The organism is Mucilaginibacter sabulilitoris (genome assembly GCF_034262375.1).
Lineage (GTDB): Bacteria > Bacteroidota > Bacteroidia > Sphingobacteriales > Sphingobacteriaceae > Mucilaginibacter > Mucilaginibacter sabulilitoris.
In genome coordinates, this window is record NZ_CP139558.1 from 6,132,241 (window position 1) to 6,150,377 (window position 18,137).

The 18,137-nt window shown below is 41.9% G+C and carries 11 protein-coding genes; 10 read left to right on the forward strand and 1 reads right to left on the reverse strand.

The window, feature by feature from the left end; genetic code table 11:
* Window positions 1-3 precede the first annotated feature (3 nt).
* The 3 genes from SNE25_RS26020 to SNE25_RS26030 are packed head-to-tail and all read left to right on the forward strand — an operon-like array spanning window position 4 to window position 3,738.
* The gene (locus SNE25_RS26020; RefSeq protein ID WP_321561946.1) at window positions 4-1,668 is read left to right on the forward strand and encodes a RagB/SusD family nutrient uptake outer membrane protein; all 1,665 of its coding nucleotides are present in this window, start codon (window positions 4-6) and stop codon (window positions 1,666-1,668) included.
* A 47-nt stretch (window positions 1,669-1,715) separates the two neighbouring features.
* Window positions 1,716-2,942 (forward strand): glycoside hydrolase family 88/105 protein, encoded by a 1,227-nt coding sequence (locus SNE25_RS26025; protein ID WP_321561947.1) that lies wholly within the window; start codon window positions 1,716-1,718, stop codon window positions 2,940-2,942.
* A gap of 40 nt (window positions 2,943-2,982) precedes the next feature.
* Window positions 2,983-3,738, forward strand: a complete 756-nt coding sequence (locus tag SNE25_RS26030) for a 3-keto-disaccharide hydrolase (RefSeq protein WP_321561948.1) — start codon at window positions 2,983-2,985, stop codon at window positions 3,736-3,738.
* A gap of 139 nt (window positions 3,739-3,877) precedes the next feature.
* On the opposite strand, the gene SNE25_RS26035 is transcribed toward SNE25_RS26030, so the two are convergent.
* Window positions 3,878-4,885, reverse strand: coding sequence for a LacI family DNA-binding transcriptional regulator (locus SNE25_RS26035; protein WP_321561949.1), 1,008 nt, complete (start codon window positions 4,883-4,885; stop codon window positions 3,878-3,880).
* A gap of 403 nt (window positions 4,886-5,288) precedes the next feature.
* On the opposite strand from SNE25_RS26035, the gene SNE25_RS26040 reads away from it, so the two are divergent.
* The 7 genes from SNE25_RS26040 (at window position 5,289) to SNE25_RS26070 (ending at window position 18,070) form a co-directional block, all read left to right on the forward strand.
* Window positions 5,289-8,297: a SusC/RagA family TonB-linked outer membrane protein gene (locus SNE25_RS26040; protein WP_321561950.1), complete on the forward strand. Its 3,009-nt coding sequence runs from the start codon at window positions 5,289-5,291 to the stop codon at window positions 8,295-8,297.
* A gap of 20 nt (window positions 8,298-8,317) precedes the next feature.
* Window positions 8,318-9,913 (forward strand): RagB/SusD family nutrient uptake outer membrane protein, encoded by a 1,596-nt coding sequence (locus SNE25_RS26045; protein ID WP_321561951.1) that lies wholly within the window; start codon window positions 8,318-8,320, stop codon window positions 9,911-9,913.
* Between the two features lie 114 nt (window positions 9,914-10,027).
* Window positions 10,028-12,247, forward strand: a complete 2,220-nt coding sequence (locus SNE25_RS26050; protein WP_321561952.1) for an alpha-N-acetylglucosaminidase — start codon at window positions 10,028-10,030, stop codon at window positions 12,245-12,247.
* A 27-nt stretch (window positions 12,248-12,274) separates the two neighbouring features.
* On the forward strand, window positions 12,275-13,432 hold the full coding sequence (locus SNE25_RS26055) for an acyltransferase family protein (protein ID WP_321561953.1): 1,158 nt from the start codon (window positions 12,275-12,277) through the stop codon (window positions 13,430-13,432).
* An 18-nt stretch (window positions 13,433-13,450) separates the two neighbouring features.
* Window positions 13,451-14,983, forward strand: coding sequence for a glycoside hydrolase family 28 protein (locus SNE25_RS26060; protein WP_321561954.1), 1,533 nt, complete (start codon window positions 13,451-13,453; stop codon window positions 14,981-14,983).
* Between the two features lie 2 nt (window positions 14,984-14,985).
* On the forward strand, window positions 14,986-17,292 hold the full coding sequence (locus SNE25_RS26065; protein ID WP_321561955.1) for a GH92 family glycosyl hydrolase: 2,307 nt from the start codon (window positions 14,986-14,988) through the stop codon (window positions 17,290-17,292).
* A gap of 220 nt (window positions 17,293-17,512) precedes the next feature.
* Window positions 17,513-18,070, forward strand: a complete 558-nt coding sequence (locus SNE25_RS26070; RefSeq protein WP_321561956.1) for an RNA polymerase sigma factor — start codon at window positions 17,513-17,515, stop codon at window positions 18,068-18,070.
* The last annotated feature ends 67 nt before the right edge of the window (window positions 18,071-18,137 follow it).

The window sequence follows — 18,137 nt, forward strand, 5'->3', positions numbered from 1 at the left end:
GTTATGAAAAAGATATTTTTTTCCATTACTTTATTATTCCTTGTTACCGGTATTTTTTCGTGTAAAAAAGCATTTTTAGATGAGAAACCGCTTGATTTCCTGAGCGGCTCAAATGCCTATACAACCTATGCCGATTTTAATATTGCGGCCACCGACCTTTATCGGGTTACCCGTGTTGAATTCTATACGCGCAATGAAACCAATCCTTTTGATTATCTGTATGGTTGCGACATTGTTTTTGATGGGCAGCCGGCTACGGCGCGGCACACACCTATGATTTCGGCGTACGCAACTACGGGGGATATTCCCCTCACCCACTGGTCCGCTTTTTACAAAATCATCTCTGAGGCCAATGCAATCATCAGCCGTGCGCCAAATTCAACCATGACAGACGATCAAAAAAACCTGGTTACCGCCAAAGCCAAATTTTTCAGGGGCTTTGCGTATCGTACATTGGCGTACCTTTATGGCGGCGTACCATTAATTACCCAGGAAGTAACCAGCGCCAAAACAGATTTTACACGGGCAACCAAAGAAGCTGTTTATGTACAGTGTATAGAAGATCTTAAGTTTGCAGTTGCTAACCTGCCTTCTATTAATAAAGTGCTGGATGGCGAGGTAAACAGCCAGGCTGCAGGCCATTTATTAGCCGAAGTTTACCTGGCTGCAGGCAAATACCAGGACGCGGTTGATGCTGCAACGAAAGTAATCACTAACCCGAATGTGCACCTGATGACATCGAGGTTTGGGGCAAAGGCCAATGAAGCTACCGGCAATGTGTACTGGGACCTATTTCAGCCCGGTAATCAAAACAGAACAAAAAGCGGTAACCAGGAAGGTTTGTGGGTGATACAGTTGGAAACTGACGTTCCCGGCGGTTCCGCTGTTTCAACAGGTATGGGCGGCAATTACCTGCTGGAGCGCAATTGTGCCCCCGATTTAACGCTGATCACCTCGCCAAACCCCAACCCTTTTCTGTGGCCGGTTGACGACCTTACGGGCGGCCGCGGCATTGGCTGGGCCATTTCTACCAAACACTTCAGCGACGAAATTTGGGCAAGCGATTTTGATAATGACATCCGTAACGCCAATATCAATTTTGTGCGTAATTTCACTGCTACTAACCCCGCTTCGTCATATTATGGCAAAGTGATTTCTACCCAGGCCCCCATTCCGGGCCTTACCGTTCCGTCAAGGCAATTTTATGCTTACGAAGCCAAATGTACTACCCCGGGCGGGCATCCGGCAGGTTTGATCATGGATCCGTCGACCGGACTATTAAAGGCCACTGCAGGCGGTACTTATCTTGACCAGTACATGTTCAGGCTGGCAGAAACCTATTTCATCAGGGCCGAGGCTTACATGAATCTTAACAACACTACAGCTGCTGCCGCAGATATCAACGCAGTCAGGGCGCGGTCAAACGCCAAACCCGTGGATCCGGCGAATGTCAATATCGATTATATCCTGGATGAACGTCTGCGCGAACTGGGTTATGAAGAAAAAAGACGGCTTACGCTTATGCGTTTAGGATTGTGGTATGATCGTGTAAAACGCTTTAACCCTTATTACAGCGACGCGCTTCCAACATACAACCTGTGGCCAATTCCGCAAACTGAGATCGAGCGAAACAACACAAGTAAACTCACTCAAAACCCGGGATATTAATTGTAAAGTGCCCGGTTAAAACTAAAACGTAATTATTCGAATAACTTATGAAAAAAATAATTCTGACTGCGATATGCTGCAGTATTGCATATAACAGCATTGCCCAGTCAAATAAAACCGAAGAGGTAGTGCGCAGGGTGGCAGACAACGTAATAACACATACAAGCTACCAGTTTATCAATGCAAAGACGGGAGCTAAATATACATCGTTAAAGGGTGTGGAGCCAACCACAGATATAAGGGCAGAAAGCCCATACAACAAATGGTATTACCCCATGGGGGTATTGGCTATTGGCATGGTTAAAACAGGCAGCACGCTAAGTGATCAAAAATATGCTGATTACGCGCTGCATAACTATGACTTTGTTTTTAACAATTCCGCCGGTTTTGAAAAATTGTACCAGCAAACACACAAAGGAGAATGGGCACCCTTTTTTGCCATGAACAACCTTGATGCCTGCGGCGCCCTGGCCGCAGGCCTGGCCGATGTAAACGCCACAGCAAACCGGAAAGAGTTCAGGAACTACCTTGACCGCGTGGCCGATTATATCAGCAACAAGCAACTACGCTTCGCTGATAAAACACTTATACGCGACGATCCCCGGAACATGACGCTTTGGGCCGATGACCTGTACATGAGTGTGCCATTTCTGGCCCGAATGGGCAAACTTACCGGCGATAAGAAGTATTTTGACGACGCCGTCAGGCAGATAGAAAACTTTACTGGTTATCTCTACAACGAACGTTCGGGACTGTACTATCATTGCTATTACACTGATATTAAACAAAACGGTGTGGCTCAGTGGGGCCGCTGCAATGGCTGGCTCGCACTGGCCCAGGTAGAGTTGCTTAATTTGCTGCCTGCTGACCATCCTAAACGCGCGGAACTGCTGCAGTTACTGCAGCGGCAGATCGTTGGTTTTTCCCGTTATCAGGATATCTCGGGTCTATGGCATCAGCTATTAGATAAGCCTGATTCCTACCTCGAAACATCGGTTACTGCAATGTTTGTTTATGCTGTTGCCAGGGCTGTAAATCAGGGCTGGATACCAAAAACTTACATCAGAATTGCTGAAAATGGCTGGGAAGGTCTGGCAAAAAAAATTGACACCGAGGGCCGTATAGCTGATGTATGTATCGGTACAGGAACATCAGAGAACATCCGGTTTTATTACAACCGTCCCGTAGAGCTTAACGATACACATGCTATTGGTGCCGTGCTGCTGGCAGGTGATGAATTGATTACCTACCAACGTAATAACTCCGGCAAATAATAAACTATTTCAAACCCTTATAATTACAGATTTTAAAATCATGAAAAACTACAAATTGATACTTGCTGCATCCGCAGCGGTTTTTACAGTTAGCCTCGCGCACGCTCAAAGTAATAGTTCAAAGGTAAATACACTTAGCGCAAGCGAAAAGAAAAACGGTTTTACCCTTCTTTGGGATGGTAAAACCAGCACCAACTGGCGGGGCATCTTTAAAGATAAGTTCCCGGAAAAGGGTTGGGTGATGAACGACGGCGTGTTAACCATACAGGGCTCAAACGGCAAAGAAGAAGGTATGGGAGGCGATATTGTGACCACCAAAGAGTATTCGGCTTTTATACTCAAGTTTGACTTTAAGCTTACTCCCGGAGCAAACAGCGGCGTAAAATATTTTGTGACCGAAAAAGAACAGACCTCTCTATCAGGCATCGGTCTGGAATACCAGGTGCTGGATGATGAGCGGCACCCCGACGCTAAATTGGGGCGCGATGGCGACCGCACGCTGTCTTCGCTGTATGATATGATCACCGCTAAGAAACCTGCCGCCGCTGTTAAGCCTATTGGTGAGTGGAATTCGGGTGAGATCAGGGTTTATCCAAACAGCCACGTAGAACACTGGCTTAATGGCTACAAAGTACTGGAGTATGAGCGCGGATCAAAAGAATTTGAAGATCTAGTAGCCCTAAGCAAGTATAAAAAATGGGATCATTTTGGCGTAGCACCGCAGGGTCATATTTTGCTGCAGGATCACGGCAACACCGTTTCGTATCGCAATATCAAGATCAAAGAACTAAAATAAAGTGTTAAAGCAATTTCAAGACGGATTTTCGTCGCTTTTGCGATGAATAATTTTGCACAAAAGGCCTTCTATCAACTGGAAGGCTTTTTTAAATTAAATAAACCCGTATAAAGAGCCATGTTTTGGCATGTAATTTAAATTAAACGGCAGTAGATTCTCTTTTTATTAAAACTGATTTTAAAATTCTTGTTTCATTGGGTTCGAAATATTTTTTGTCAAATATTTTAAACAGGGCACTGGCCGCTTCGCTTCCTATTTCAAATGCCGGCTGTGTAATGGTCGTGAGTGATGGATTTAAGAGAGGTGCACAGTCCAGGTTCGAAAAACTGATGATCTTTATATCGCGTGGTATATTTAAATCTAACTCACGGCATGCATAGTAGCAGGGAAATGCCAGCTCTTCAATTGACGAAAGTATGCCATCTGGTTTATAATATGTCAGTAAATTTTTAATTAAGGCGTAGTTTTCATCCTGATTTGGTGTACTCGTAACCACGAAATCTTCATTGAAAGGAATGCCATTATCTTTCAACGCTGTCAAATAACCATTTGATCTTTTTTCACCGGTAGATAAATTGTGCAATGCCAGCAGGTAAGCAATCTTTTTACACCCCGAATCTATAAGATGCTGAACCGCCTGGTATGAGCTTTCATAATCATCAGTTATAATTTTTACTCCTTCGATATCTTCATAAACCCTGTCAAAAAAAACTACGGGAATACTCTGTGAGGCTTCAATAAGATGCTGTTTATTATTCGTTTCACCACTTGATGTTGATATGAGTATGCCATCAACCCGGCCGCTTAAAAGCTTAAGTGTAAAGGCAATTTCGGCTTCACTATTTTCATGGGTTTGATAAATTAACACATGATAATCCCGCTTTCTGGCAATCTCTTCAATTCCGTTAATGGCTAATGAAAAAAAGTGATTGGCCACCTCAGGAACAATTACTGCAATAGTTTTGCTTTTTTGATTGCGCAAATTGCTTGCAATAGGATTTGGCTCATAATTTAAGCTCTTGGCCAATTCCAATACCTTCCTTTTGGTTTCACTACTGATCTGGTAGCTATCCCCTAAAGCCCTGGAAACTGTTGCTGTTGATAAGTTGAGCTCCAGGGCAAGTTTTTTAATATTGATGTTACCCATAATGTTATAATAAGTGGGGTTTAATTAGTATAAAAAAATGGCGTTTCTGTTAAATTGTAATCGTTTGCGTAAATAAATAATGAAAATTTTAAAAATTCGCTTCTAAAAATCTACACTTTTAACCGATTTGTAATTACTACCATCTGCAAGTACAAATCATAATTATAGACTAAAAAAGCCTGACCATTAAAGTTGCTGCCTGGTAAAAAAACAGCTGATTAATGAATGAATATCATTTTTTAATAATCAGCAGCAACAAATTTGGCAAAAATTTAAGTGTTAAAAGAACACGTGGTTTATTAGTGTAAAACTAATTAAATTATAATAGATATGCGAGAGATTTATATACCTGCTTAATTGTCAAAACAACACAAAACCAACAAACATAAAACAATAAACTATTATGATTACAAACAGACCCAAACTATTGATGAGGACAACCCGGCCGGGCATACTCCTCCTGTTACTGCTCTGTATCTTTACTTATAGTAAAGCACAAACAAACAATGCCATTAAAGGAGTGGTAAAAGATGCCCAGGGAGGTCCTTTACCCGGGGTAACCGTACAGGTAAAAGGTACAGACCGGTCTACAGCTACTTCTGTTAGCGGGGCTTTTACCATTAATGCCGCTAAAGGCAGTGTTTTGCAGTTCCGCTTTATAGGATTTGAATTAAAAGAGGTAACCGTAGGAGACGAAACCAGTATAACAGTAACTCTTACCGAAAATCAAAGATCTTTAAATGAAGTGGTTGTAGTAGGTTACGGTACTACTACAAAAAAAGAATTAACCAGTGCCATTACAACCGTTAAAGCCGAACAATTTAATGCAGGCGTGGTATCAACCCCAGCCGATCTGTTGGAAGGTAAGGTTGCCGGTTTAAATATTACCAACGATGGTAATCCAAATGGAACCGCAACGGTTACACTCCGCGGTCCGTCAACCGTACGTCCTGCAGGTTCAGCAGCCTTTTATGTGATTGACGGCGTACCTGATGCTGATTTTAAATTGCTTGCACCGGCTGATATCGCTTCAATTGATGTATTGAAGGATGCCTCGGCCGCTGCTATTTATGGTACCAGGGCAACTAATGGGGTAATTATTGTTACCACGAAAAAAGCTAAACCAGGGCAGTTAAGGATGACCTATGATGCTTATGCTTCGATGGATAAAATATCTAACTCATTTAAAGTAGCCAGCGCCGATCAGTTAAGGGCTTATGTTAAAGCCAACGGACAAAGCTTTACCCCGGCTAATGATAACGGAGGTAATACCGACTGGCAAAAAGCAGTGGAACGCAGCAGCGGTTTTTCGCAGAACCATAACCTTTCATTTGGCGGTGGCACAGATAAAACAGTTTACGGCGGAAGTTTAAATTACCTGGATAACCAGGGCATTGTGAAAACTAGTAGTTTAAAGCGTGTAATTGGCAGGCTTAATGTATCGCAAAAAACATTGAATGATAAATTAAAGCTCGACTTTTCTGTAAGCAACTCGGTAACCAATTCCGGTTTGTTGGTGAATGATATTCCGTTATACACAGCAAACGGCCAAAGCCCGGGCTTGTTTAAATCAATAGTGCAGTATTTACCAACCCGTACAATTTATAATACTGATGGTACATTGTATAATGACCCAACCTTAAAATTGGGTTATAATCCGGTAGGTCTGATCACCAATGATACTTATCAACAAAAAATTAATCTTTTGTTGGCTAATACCAAGGCCGAACTACAGTTGCCTTTTGGCTTATTGTATAATTTGAATTTAGCCTATCAGAGCAGGACCACCAATAATAACACCTATTATGATTCGGCTTCAGAATTAGCGCCAAACCTTGGTGGAAAAGCTATACGCTCAACCTATGGGGATACCAAAAAGGTATTTGAAAACTATTTATCCTATGCACATAACTGGAGCAACAAGCATGATTTTAAGGCCTTATTTGGTTACTCCTATGATGAAACTACCGTAGGCAATGGCTTTCAATCAGCCGCACAGGGCTTTCCGTCCGATGCCACCAGTTATTATAACCTGGGTTTAGGTAACCAGACCGGCCTTAGCTCAGATCTTGGAAATACAACTACATCATTTAATACGCTACGTTTAATATCGTTTTATTCGCGCTTAAACTACAGTTATTTAGGCAAGTATATTCTACAGGCATCTATACGCAGGGATGGTTCAAACGCGTTTGGCACCAATAACCGCTGGGGGTATTTCCCAGCGGCTTCAGCTGCGTGGCGGGTTATTGACGAGTCGTTTATGAAATCCCAAACTTTGTTTGATGATCTGAAACTTCGTGTCGGTTATGGGCAAACCGGTAATGCATTAGGGTTCAATCCGTACACACCGCAAACTTTATATGGTACAACAGGATACTTTTATTATAATGGAGCTTATACCAGCGCTGTTGGTATAACCCAAAATCCTAATCCAAATTTAAAGTGGGAAACCACAGCTACCTTAAACGGAGGTATCGATTTTTCAATACTTAAGGGACGATTAAGTGGATCCGTTGATGTTTACAATAAAAAAACAACTAATATGATCTTTGATATTCCTGTTTCTACCATTAATAACTTTGTGAACATTACTACCGCTAACGTGGGCAGTATGAGCAATAAAGGAGTTGAGCTGGCTTTAAACGGAACCCCTGTAAAATCAAAGGATTTCACCTGGAGCAGTTATGGAAATATTGCTTTTAATAAAAACAAGATCACCTCAATGGGTGCCAACCTTTCAAAAATTTATGTAGGTGATCCGGAAGGCCCTGGACAAAGCGGTATCAAAACGTCTATTATTGAAGCCGGATACCCGCTTGGTGAGTTTTATACGTTGAAATATATTGGCCGCACTAACGGCGTATCAACTTATCAGGGTGCCAACGGCCAGCCTACTACCACGCCAACAAGCGCCGATCAAACCTATGCCGGCAACGCGCAGCCAACTTATACATTTGGTTGGGGTAACGATTTTAGTTATAAAAAATTTAGCTTAAATTTCTTTTTCCGTGGTCAGGGTGGTAATAAAATCATGAATGCTTCGCTGGCAAGCTTTAATCAGCCCACGCAAGCCTCGGCACATGGTGTACCTGTGTTAACATTGAGCGAGCCTGCTAATGATGTAAATGCAAATTTATATTCAACCCGTTACCTTGAAAGCGGCACTTTTGTGCGGTTAAGTAATGCGACTTTATCCTACAAAACCAAAATTCCGGGCAACTACATACATGGGTTACGTTTATATGTTACCGGTACCAACCTGTTTATCATTACAAAGTACAAGGGTGTTGACCCAGAGTTGAACTTGAGCCTGAATAACCAGGCCAGCGGCCAGTTTATAGGAGTAGATAGTAATAACTTTTATCCTAAAACGCGGAGCTTCCTGGCTGGTGTACAAGTAGATTTATAATACCTAAAAACTTAATTGACATGAACCAAATCAATAATATATATAAGAAACTCAGCATTGTAGCTTTGCTTGCAGGAGCAGTTTACCTGCCAAGCTGTACAAAATTGGATGTCACTGCAAAGTCTGCACTTACTCCAAACAATTTTCCTACAACAGCTGCACAATTTGTGGCAGCAACCGGACCTATTTATACTTCATTTCGTGGAGCAGTTGGTCGCGAGTACTGGCTGCTACAAAACCTGAGCACAGATGAGAACGTACTGGTAGCCCGGGGCGGCAACTGGCTTGATGGCGGTACATACTCCACCGTAAACCTGCACACGGTTACTCCTGATAACGGCATGACTGAAGCTTGCTGGACATGGGGTTATACTACCATCAGTAACTGCAATAAGGTATTGTCGGTATTTGCTACAGCACCTGAAAGTACAGCCAAACAACAAACTATTGCCGAAATAAAAACAATGCGCGCAATGTCATACTTCTATATGATGGATTTGTTTGGTAATGTACCTATCTCTAAAACTTTTGGCGATACCACCAATTTAGGCACGCAGCCAAGGGCACAGGTATTTGCTTTTATTGAAAGCGAATTATTAGCACAGATCCCTAATCTGAGCTCTACAACCGGTGTTTCAACCTACGGTAGGCCTACAAAGTATCTGGCTTACGCGGTTTTAGCTAAAATGTATTTAAATGCGCAGTACTATATCGGTACACCAAGGTATCAGGATGCGGTTACCATGTGCGATAATATTATACAAGGCGGCCAGTACGGTTTGGATACCGACTATTTGGGTATGTTTAAAGCCAGTAACGGACCTGCCATAAAGGATTTTATTTTTGCTGTTCCTTTTGATGCTTTACTGGCCCAGAATATGTATTACGCACGCTGGACAATAAACCCGAATTTGGCAAAAAAATACAAAATGCCGTACACACCTGATGGCCCCGTGTACACCTTTAAAGAGTATTATGCTTTGTTTAATGATGTTAATGACATCCGCAGAAAGCAATATCTTACCGGGAAACAGTACAATAATGATGGCACACCAATTAACATTACTACAACCAACATAGGTCTTGATGCCAGTTATAGCGGTCCGAATCCTAATGCTACTGTTGTTCATCAGCTGGAGTTCACCCCAGATATTGTATGGAAAAACGTTGCCACCTTTGATATCGGCAATGATGAATTGGCTAACGAGTCGGGCTACAGGAACAATAAATTTTATCCTGATAGCTTGAGTACCACCCGTAACCAGAGTAATGACGTACCGATGTTCAGGTATGCCGATGTTTTATTAGAAAAAGCAGAAGCAATATTAAGAGGGGCAACCGCTACCAATGGCGATTCGCCTTTATCATTGGTTAACCAGGTTCGCACCCGTGCTAAAGCGGCATCACTAAGTGCAGTAACCCTTTCTGATGTATTGGACGAGCGTGCCCGTGAATTGGCTATGGAAGGCTGGAGAAGGAATGACCTTATCCGTTACGGCCAGTTTGAAAAGTCATGGGGTATAAAAACTGATGCCAATCCCAGTAAACGTATTTTCCCAATTCCAAGACCCGAAATGCAATTAAACCCTAAATTGGTGCAAAACCCGGGTTACTGATAAATGATTATTTTTAGCTGATTTATTGATTAGAATATGGGCTAACCCCCATATTCTTTTTTCATTTTAACCATAGTTATATTTAAACCCCAGTATAATCACAGAGTTCTATTTATGAAGAGAAAATCCTTTTATAATATTTACTACCCGTGTATTACCTTAACACTAATTGTATTTAGCTGTATATCATTAAAAGCACAGGTAAACCCAACTGCATCTTATGCTCTTATTAAAAGGGTAATCCCACAAAAAGCTGCCTACTTTACAGTAAGGGAAATAAAAGGCGAGGCTGGCAAGGATGTATTTGAAATAGAGAGTAAAGGCGGTAAAATTATACTGAGTGGAAATAATGGGATAGCAATTGCCTCAGCACTATACTATTACCTGACTGAATATGCTCATTGCCAGGTTACCTGGAATGGCATTAATCTGAAACTGCCCGAAAAATTGCCTGTATTGACTACCAAAATTCACAAAAATACACCTTACCAGTACCGCTATTACCTTAACTACTGTACGTTTAATTATAGTATGAGCTGGTGGGACTGGAAACGCTGGGAAAAAGAGATAGACTGGATGGCTATGCATGGCATCAATATGCCATTAGCCTTAACCGGGCAGGAATATACCTGGTACAAAGTTTATAAAGACATGGGGTTTACAGATGATGACCTGAAAGCTTTTTTTTGCGGCCCTGCTTATTTTTCATGGTTTTGGATGGGTAATTTAGACGGCTGGGGGGGCCCGCTGCCATTAAGCTGGATGCAAAGCCATCGCGATCTGCAACAAAAAATAGTAGGCCGTGAGCGCGAACTGGGTATGAAACCGGTTTTACAATCATTCACAGGCCATGTCCCCTCCTCTTTTCAAAAACATTTCCCGGCATCCAAACTAAAAAAAACGAACTGGAATAATGGTTTTGCCGATACTTACATCCTGGATACCAACGACCCGCTTTTTGCCGAAATAGGTGGTAAATTTATTAAGGCCCAAACCGAATTATATGGTACCGACCATTTGTACTCTGCAGATACTTTTAATGAAAACGAGCCGCCAACAAATGATACTACGTACCTGGCTGCATTAAGCAACCGGGTTTACCAGGCCATGAGTAAAGCCGATCCCAAAGCCATTTGGGTAATGCAAGGGTGGCTTTTTTATAGCGACCGCAAATTCTGGGACCCGCCGCAGGTAAAAGCTTTGTTAGATGCGGTACCTGATGAACACATGATCCTGCTTGATCTTGCTACAGAAATTGAACCTGTTTGGAAACGAACAAAAGCATTTTACGGAAAGCCCTGGATCTGGAACATGCTGAATAATTTCGGCGGCAACGTGAACCTTTTTGGGCGGATGCAAGGTGTAGCAGATGGCCCCGCGCAGGCACTGCATGCTGTTGATAAAGGTGATCTTAAAGGTATAGGCCTAACTATGGAAGCCATTGAGCAAAACCCGGTTTTATATGAATTAATGTTGCAAAACACCTGGCAGGATTCTGTGATTTCCGTTGATGCATGGTTAAGTAAATATGCAAGAAACCGTTATGGCTCTGGTAACAAAAACGCCGTTGCGGCCTGGCAAATATTAAAGAAAACCGTTTACAACGGCACAGCTATTCGCGATGGAGCCGAGAGCATCATTACCGGAAGGCCGACTTTTGATTCCACAACCGTATGGACCAGGACAAAACTGAACTATAACCCTAAAGATCTTCTACCTGCCTGGGATGAGTTAATAAAGGCTGCCCCTGCCTGCAAAAAAAGCGATGGCTTTAACTATGATCTGGTTGATGTAACCCGGCAGGTGCTGGCCAATTATGCATTACCCCTACAACAGAAGTGGATTGAGGCATATCGCCAAAAAAACATAGCCAAATTCAAATTATACAGCGCCGAATATTTACAATTAATAAGTGATATGGACCGGTTACTGGCAAGCCGCAAGGATTTTTTACTGGGGCCCTGGATAAGGGATGCCAGAAGCTGGGGAACTACAGTTAACGAGAAAGCCATCTATGAACGTAACGCCCGCGATCTGATCACCCTTTGGGGCGATGCTGAAAGTCCGCTTCATGAATATGCCAACAGACAATGGAGCGGCTTACTCAATGATTTTTATAAAGTACGGTGGGAGAAATTCTTTGCAATGTTATCGGCTTCGTTAACTTCAGGCAAGGATGCGGACCTGTCCGCCTTTGAGCAATCCATAAAAACCTGGGAATGGCAATGGGTAAACGCCAGGAAAGATTTTCCTGTACAAACAATTGGTAATCCTATTACGGAATCTCAGTACATGTATCAAAAATACCGTCAGCAAATTGCAGAAGCTTATTAGTATGAACTCAACAAAATTATGCAGCAAATGACAACTCCTACTCCGCCCCCAAAACTTAAACGGCTGGTTTCACTTGATGCCCTGAGAGGTTTTGATATGTTTTGGATAATGAGCGGTGAGCAGATAGCACATACACTGGCAAAAGCTACCGGGTGGCCCGTATTCTTATGGCTTTCGGGGCAATTACACCATACTGTATGGGATGGGTTTACCTTTTACGATATGATCTTCCCCTTGTTTTTATTTATAGCCGGCGTATCCATGCCCTATTCCATGATGAATAAAATAAATAAAACCGGGGTTAACTCTGCAGCACAGTTGCCAGGTCATGCCAAATGGAGCATCTACAGATCAATGATCAGGCGTACACTAATCCTGCTTTTATTAGGCATGATCGTCAATGGTTTATTGAAATTTAATGGGTATGAAAACACGCGTTTTGCCAGTGTTTTGGGCCGTATAGGCTTGGCTTGGTTCTTTGCCGGGCTAATCTATTTAAATTTCAATCTGCGCGGGCAAGTTATATGGTTTATTGGCCTGCTTGGTGGTTATTGGGCAGCTATGATGTTTATTCCTGTTCCTGGTTATGGCGCAGGTGTATTAACTATGGCCGGATCTTTAGAATCATATATTGATAGATTGTTATTACCAGGGCGCCTGCATGATAAAATACATGATCCCGAAGGTGTATTATCAACTATTCCAGCCATTAGTACAGCATTGCTTGGTGTTTTTACAGGCAGCTTTTTAAAATGGGATTCTCCTAAATGGAACATGTTAAAAAAAGGTGCAGCATTATTTGCAGTTGGCATGGCATTGCTAATTGCCGGTAAATTATGGGGACTGGAGTTCCCGATTAATAAACGTTTATGGTCAAGCTCATTTGTCCTGTATGTTGGTGGGTGGAGCCTGCTTTTTTTGTCAGTATTTTATCTGATCATTGATGTTGCAGGCTTTAAAAAATGGGCATTCCCATTTATTATTATCGGCACAAACTCCATCGTGATCTACATCTGCTCAGAGGGACTTGTCAATTTTAACTATACCGCTAATTATATATTTGGCGGACTTATACATCTGACCCCCACAGCGTGGCAGGCGTTTTTTGCAGCAACCTCTGTTACCCTGACTCAACTGGTTTTCTTATACTTTTTATATCGAAACAAATTGTTTTTAAAAATTTAATTATTGAAACATAAATTTATGAAATCCTTATACCTGTTTTTAATACTATTATTAATTGGCAATACAATTTTTGCCCAGCAAAAATTGTACAACATAATTACATACGGTGCAAAACCCGATGCTAAAACCAACAATGTACTATCCATTCAAAAAGCCATTGATGCTGCCTCTGCAAATGGCGGCGGTATAGTATTGATACCTGCCGGTAAATTTGTTACCGGAGTAATCAATTTAAAATCGGGCGTCGATCTTCATTTGGACGCTAAGGCCCAGCTATTGGGTAGTACAATAAGAGCTGACTATGGGGTTAAACAGGCATCAGCATTAATTGTTGCCTCCCAGCAACACCATATTGCTATAACAGGTAAAGGCACCATTGACGGACAGGCAGTTGAACTTCTAAAAGATATTTACAAACATTTACAAGACGGCACATTGGAAGATAATGAATGGCAAGTATACAACCCTTGGCATCAGATGCGCCCAGCCGAAGCTAACCGGCCAAAACTTATTGAATTCATTAACTGCGACGATATCAGCATAAAAAATATAACCATTAAAAATGGCCTGTGCTGGATACAGAACTATAAGAACTGCTCAAACCTGATTATTGATAGTGTAAAAGTTGAAAGCACTACCTTTTTGAACAATGACGGCATTGACCTGGTTGATTGTAAAAATGTAAAGGTCACCAACAGCTTTATTAATGCTGCCGATGATGGTATCTGTCTCAAATCAGAAGATCCGAAGGGAAGTTGCGAAGATATTTATATCGCCAACTGTACCATCCGCTCCAGTGCAAGCGCTTTTAAATTAGGCACAGCATCCTACGGCGGGTTTAAAAAAATAACGGTCAGGGATATTAAGGTATATGATACCTTCCGATCTGCCATTGCTCTGGAAAGCGTTGATGGCGCAGTTCTGGAAGATATTGATATACGGAATGTAACGGCAAAAAATACCGGTAATGCGATATTTATACGCTTAGGGCAACGCAATAAAAAAGCCGACCCGGGAAAAGTACGCCGTATTTATATTGGTAATGTAAAAGCAGAAATACCATCAGGTAAACCAGATAAGGGTTATTCAATGGAGGGGCCTGCAGTAAGATATCCGCATAATGTTTTCCCTTCGTCAATTGTAGGTATTCCGGGTTATCCTGTGCAGGATGTCATGCTCGAAAATATTGAAATAACTTACCGTGGTGGCGCAAAAAAAGAAACAGCTCATTTTGGATTAGACAGCCTGGATAAAGTACCTGAAAACATTTCAGATTACCCCGAATTTTCCATGTTCGGCGAATTACCAGCCTGGGGCTTTTATATCAGGCATGCAGATGGTATTAAAATAAAGAATATGACCTTAAAATATCAGAAAGACGATTTTCGTACAGCCTGTATTTTTAATGATGTAGTTGGCTTAAACTTGAATGAGGTTAAAATACCGACGGTAAAAACATATCCTGTAATCATATTTAAAAATGCGGCCAATCCGCTGTTAAAGGCAATACAAATACCTGGTGATAGTAAGGAAACTATAAAAAAGCTATAATAATGTTAAAAAAGTTATTATTGATAACCGGTTTAAGTGGCTTATTTATTAACGCTGGTTTTGCGCAGTCAACTGACCTGGTTAAATATGTACAAACATTATCGGGTACTGCGGCCAGTACCACATCATCAGCTTTGAAACACGGTAGCGGAACAGAGAGTTATGCCAACACCATTCCGGCGGTTGGGCTTCCTTTTGGAATGACCCAGTGGACACCGCAAACCCATACTTCGGAAAATAAATGCCTACCGCCATATAGTTATAAGGATAGTATACTCAACGGCTTCAGGGCTACACACTGGCTTAGTGGTTCATGCACACAGGATTATGGCAGTTTTACCATAATGCCCATTAGCGGAAAGCTAAAAACAACTCCTGAAACTTATGCCGTTCTGTTTTCGCATAGAAATGAAGTTACTACGCCTGCATATTATCGGGTTGATTTAAATAATCACGAGTTAAGTACCGAGATAACGGCCACTCTTCGGTGTAGCATGCTGCAATTTACCATGAATAAGGCCGATAGTTTATATTTACTGGTTATGCCCAACAATGATAAGGATAAAGGATCAATAAGTGTCGATGCCAGTCAGGGTGAGGTATCTGGTTATAATCCCGTTTATCGCATTTACCAGGGATGGGGTAACCCTGCCGGTTTTAGCGGCTATTTTGTAATGAAAGTGGAACGCAGAATAGGCAACAGCGGCACATTCAGTGGTGATCAGGTATTTTCATCCAATAGTATAAAAAACCTCAAAAATATTGGCGCTTTTATAGGTTTTAAATTACAAAAGGGCGAAAAACTCAGGGTAAGGATCGGTACATCATTTACCAGCATAGCTGATGCCCGGAAAAACCTGCAGGCCGAAATTAAAAATTGGGATTTTGATGCCTTAGCTAAGCAAAACAAACAGGTATGGCAAAATGAATTAAGCCGGCTTAATGTGGTAACTGCCAATGAGTGTGATAAATATATTTTTTATACCGCTTTTTATCATGCCATGCAGCATCCGCGCTTATTTAATAATGTGAACGGTACTTACCCGCGCTTTGCTGGCGATTATCAAACAGAGCAACTGGATAAAGGAAACTATTATGATGATTTTTCCATGTGGGATATTTACCGGGGGCAATTGCCTTTATATGAGATCATCAGACCCTCTATAATCAAGGATTTTGTACGGTCAATGATTCTAAAAGGGCAGCAAGGGCAGTGGATGCCTATATTTCCCTGTTGGAACAGTTATACCTCGGCCATGATCGGCGACCATGCAACCGCTTTTATTGCTTCGGCATATACTAAAAATATCCGTGATTATAATATAGCCGAAGGTTACCGGCTGATGCGCCAGAATGCTTTTGATGTAGCTTCTCAAACTGATTATTTAAATGGCAAAGGAAGGCGGGCGCTTACCTCCTACTTAAAATATGGTTATATCCCAATGGAAGATAGCGTACAGGATGCCTTTCATAAAAAAGAGCAGGTGAGTCGGACGCTGGAGTATGCCTATGATGATTACGCGCTTGCCACGATTGCCAAAGCATTAGGCAAAACCGCCGATTATCAGCTGCTTAGCAAACGCGCCCTGAACTATAAAAATGTGCTTGATCCTAATACTGGATTAGTGCGGGGCAGATATGAAAACGGCAGCTGGTTTACACCATTTAAACCTGATAATCGTGAACCTTATATTACGGAGGGCACCCCCAGGCAGTACACTTTTTACGTCCCCCAGGATGTTCCCGAACTTAGTCATTTGATGGGCGGGCAGGCACAGTTAGAAAAAAAACTGGATACATTATTCCATAAAGATGAATACTGGCATGGCAACGAACCGGGGCACCAGATCCCATTCATGTACAATTATACCCATGCCCCCTGGAAAAGCCAGCAAGAGGTAAGGCGCATACTGGCTACAGAATATTCAGATGGCCCAGGTGGTTTAAGCGGTAATGATGATGCCGGGCAAATGTCGGCGTGGTATATTTTTGCTTCTTTGGGCTTTTATCCCGTTGATCCGGTTTCTGACCAATATCTCCTGTGTTCACCCATTTTTGACCAGGTAACGGTTAAACTCCCCGGCGACAAGTCATTAAAGATCATCGTCCATAAAGAATCAAAAAACGCGATATACATCAGTGCTGTAAAATTAAACGGCAAAGTATATACTAAAAACTACATTCGTCACAATGTTATAATGCAGGGCGGAAAATTGGAGTTTTATTTAAAAACCAAGCCCGATAAAACCTGGGGAACAAAAGCAGCAGATCAGCCTAAAGGCTTATCCTCCTCGATCAACAAATCTTAAAATAAAATGTGATTAAGATAGTCTTAACATACATATAACTGTCCTGCTATCATGTTTAATCCTGGAGCAACGGATTAATCAGTTCCGGATATAGTAATTTCCCCCCGCAGGACGATGTTTATTTTCATCAACTTGTTTTGGCCGTGTAATTATTACTAACTTTAGCGTCAAACAGTTACCCCTAATGAGTTTTATTCGCCTAGTAAATGAGAGAGAGCTAATGGAAAACCTGCAAAGCGGGGACGAAAAGGCTTTTGAAAAACTTTACCGGCATTATATCGATCCGATCTTCCGGAAAATTCATTATCTGACCAAATCGGCTGAGATTGCTGAAGAACTCACGCAAGACGTTTTTTTGAAGATATGGGAACGCAGAGTGTCTATCGACCATAATAAATCTTTTGGTGCATTTGTGCATATCATTGCCCAAAACTTAATTACTGATCTGTACCGCAAGCTGGCGCATGACAGAGCTTTCCGTGAGCAACTTATCAATTCGGTTACCGAACTATATGATCCTATAGCGTCCGAAGTTGATCGCCAATTAGTTTATCAAGCGCTTGAATCTTTGCCGGCGCAGCGCAAAAAAGTAATGGCCATGGTTAAAATCGAGGGTAGGTCTTACGAAGAAGTGAGTAGTCTGCTCGGTGTATCAACCTCAACCATACGCGATCACGTTGTCAAAGGCACCAAAAGCCTGAAAGCTTATTTCATGAAAAATGAGTTGACGTTGATGCTCATTGCCGCGGCTGTGATCGCCAAGTCTATAAAAGGCTAAGTCATTAAAAAAAATTTCAGACGAACAGACCTAATCGCCTTTTCGACCGTACTCTTCAAAAAACCTG

Coding starts and splice junctions, on each gene's coding strand:
- SNE25_RS26040 (WP_321561950.1), top strand. CDS start 5,289: ATGATTACAAACAGACCCAAACTATTGATGAGGACAACCCGGCCGGGC.
- SNE25_RS26030 (WP_321561948.1), top strand. CDS start 2,983: ATGAAAAACTACAAATTGATACTTGCTGCATCCGCAGCGGTTTTTACA.
- SNE25_RS26055 (WP_321561953.1), top strand. CDS start 12,275: ATGACAACTCCTACTCCGCCCCCAAAACTTAAACGGCTGGTTTCACTT.
- SNE25_RS26025 (WP_321561947.1), top strand. CDS start 1,716: ATGAAAAAAATAATTCTGACTGCGATATGCTGCAGTATTGCATATAAC.
- SNE25_RS26035 (WP_321561949.1), bottom strand. CDS start 4,885: ATGGGTAACATCAATATTAAAAAACTTGCCCTGGAGCTCAACTTATCA.
- SNE25_RS26060 (WP_321561954.1), top strand. CDS start 13,451: ATGAAATCCTTATACCTGTTTTTAATACTATTATTAATTGGCAATACA.
- SNE25_RS26050 (WP_321561952.1), top strand. CDS start 10,028: ATGAAGAGAAAATCCTTTTATAATATTTACTACCCGTGTATTACCTTA.
- SNE25_RS26020 (WP_321561946.1), top strand. CDS start 4: ATGAAAAAGATATTTTTTTCCATTACTTTATTATTCCTTGTTACCGGT.
- SNE25_RS26045 (WP_321561951.1), top strand. CDS start 8,318: ATGAACCAAATCAATAATATATATAAGAAACTCAGCATTGTAGCTTTG.
- SNE25_RS26065 (WP_321561955.1), top strand. CDS start 14,986: ATGTTAAAAAAGTTATTATTGATAACCGGTTTAAGTGGCTTATTTATT.
- SNE25_RS26070 (WP_321561956.1), top strand. CDS start 17,513: ATGGAAAACCTGCAAAGCGGGGACGAAAAGGCTTTTGAAAAACTTTAC.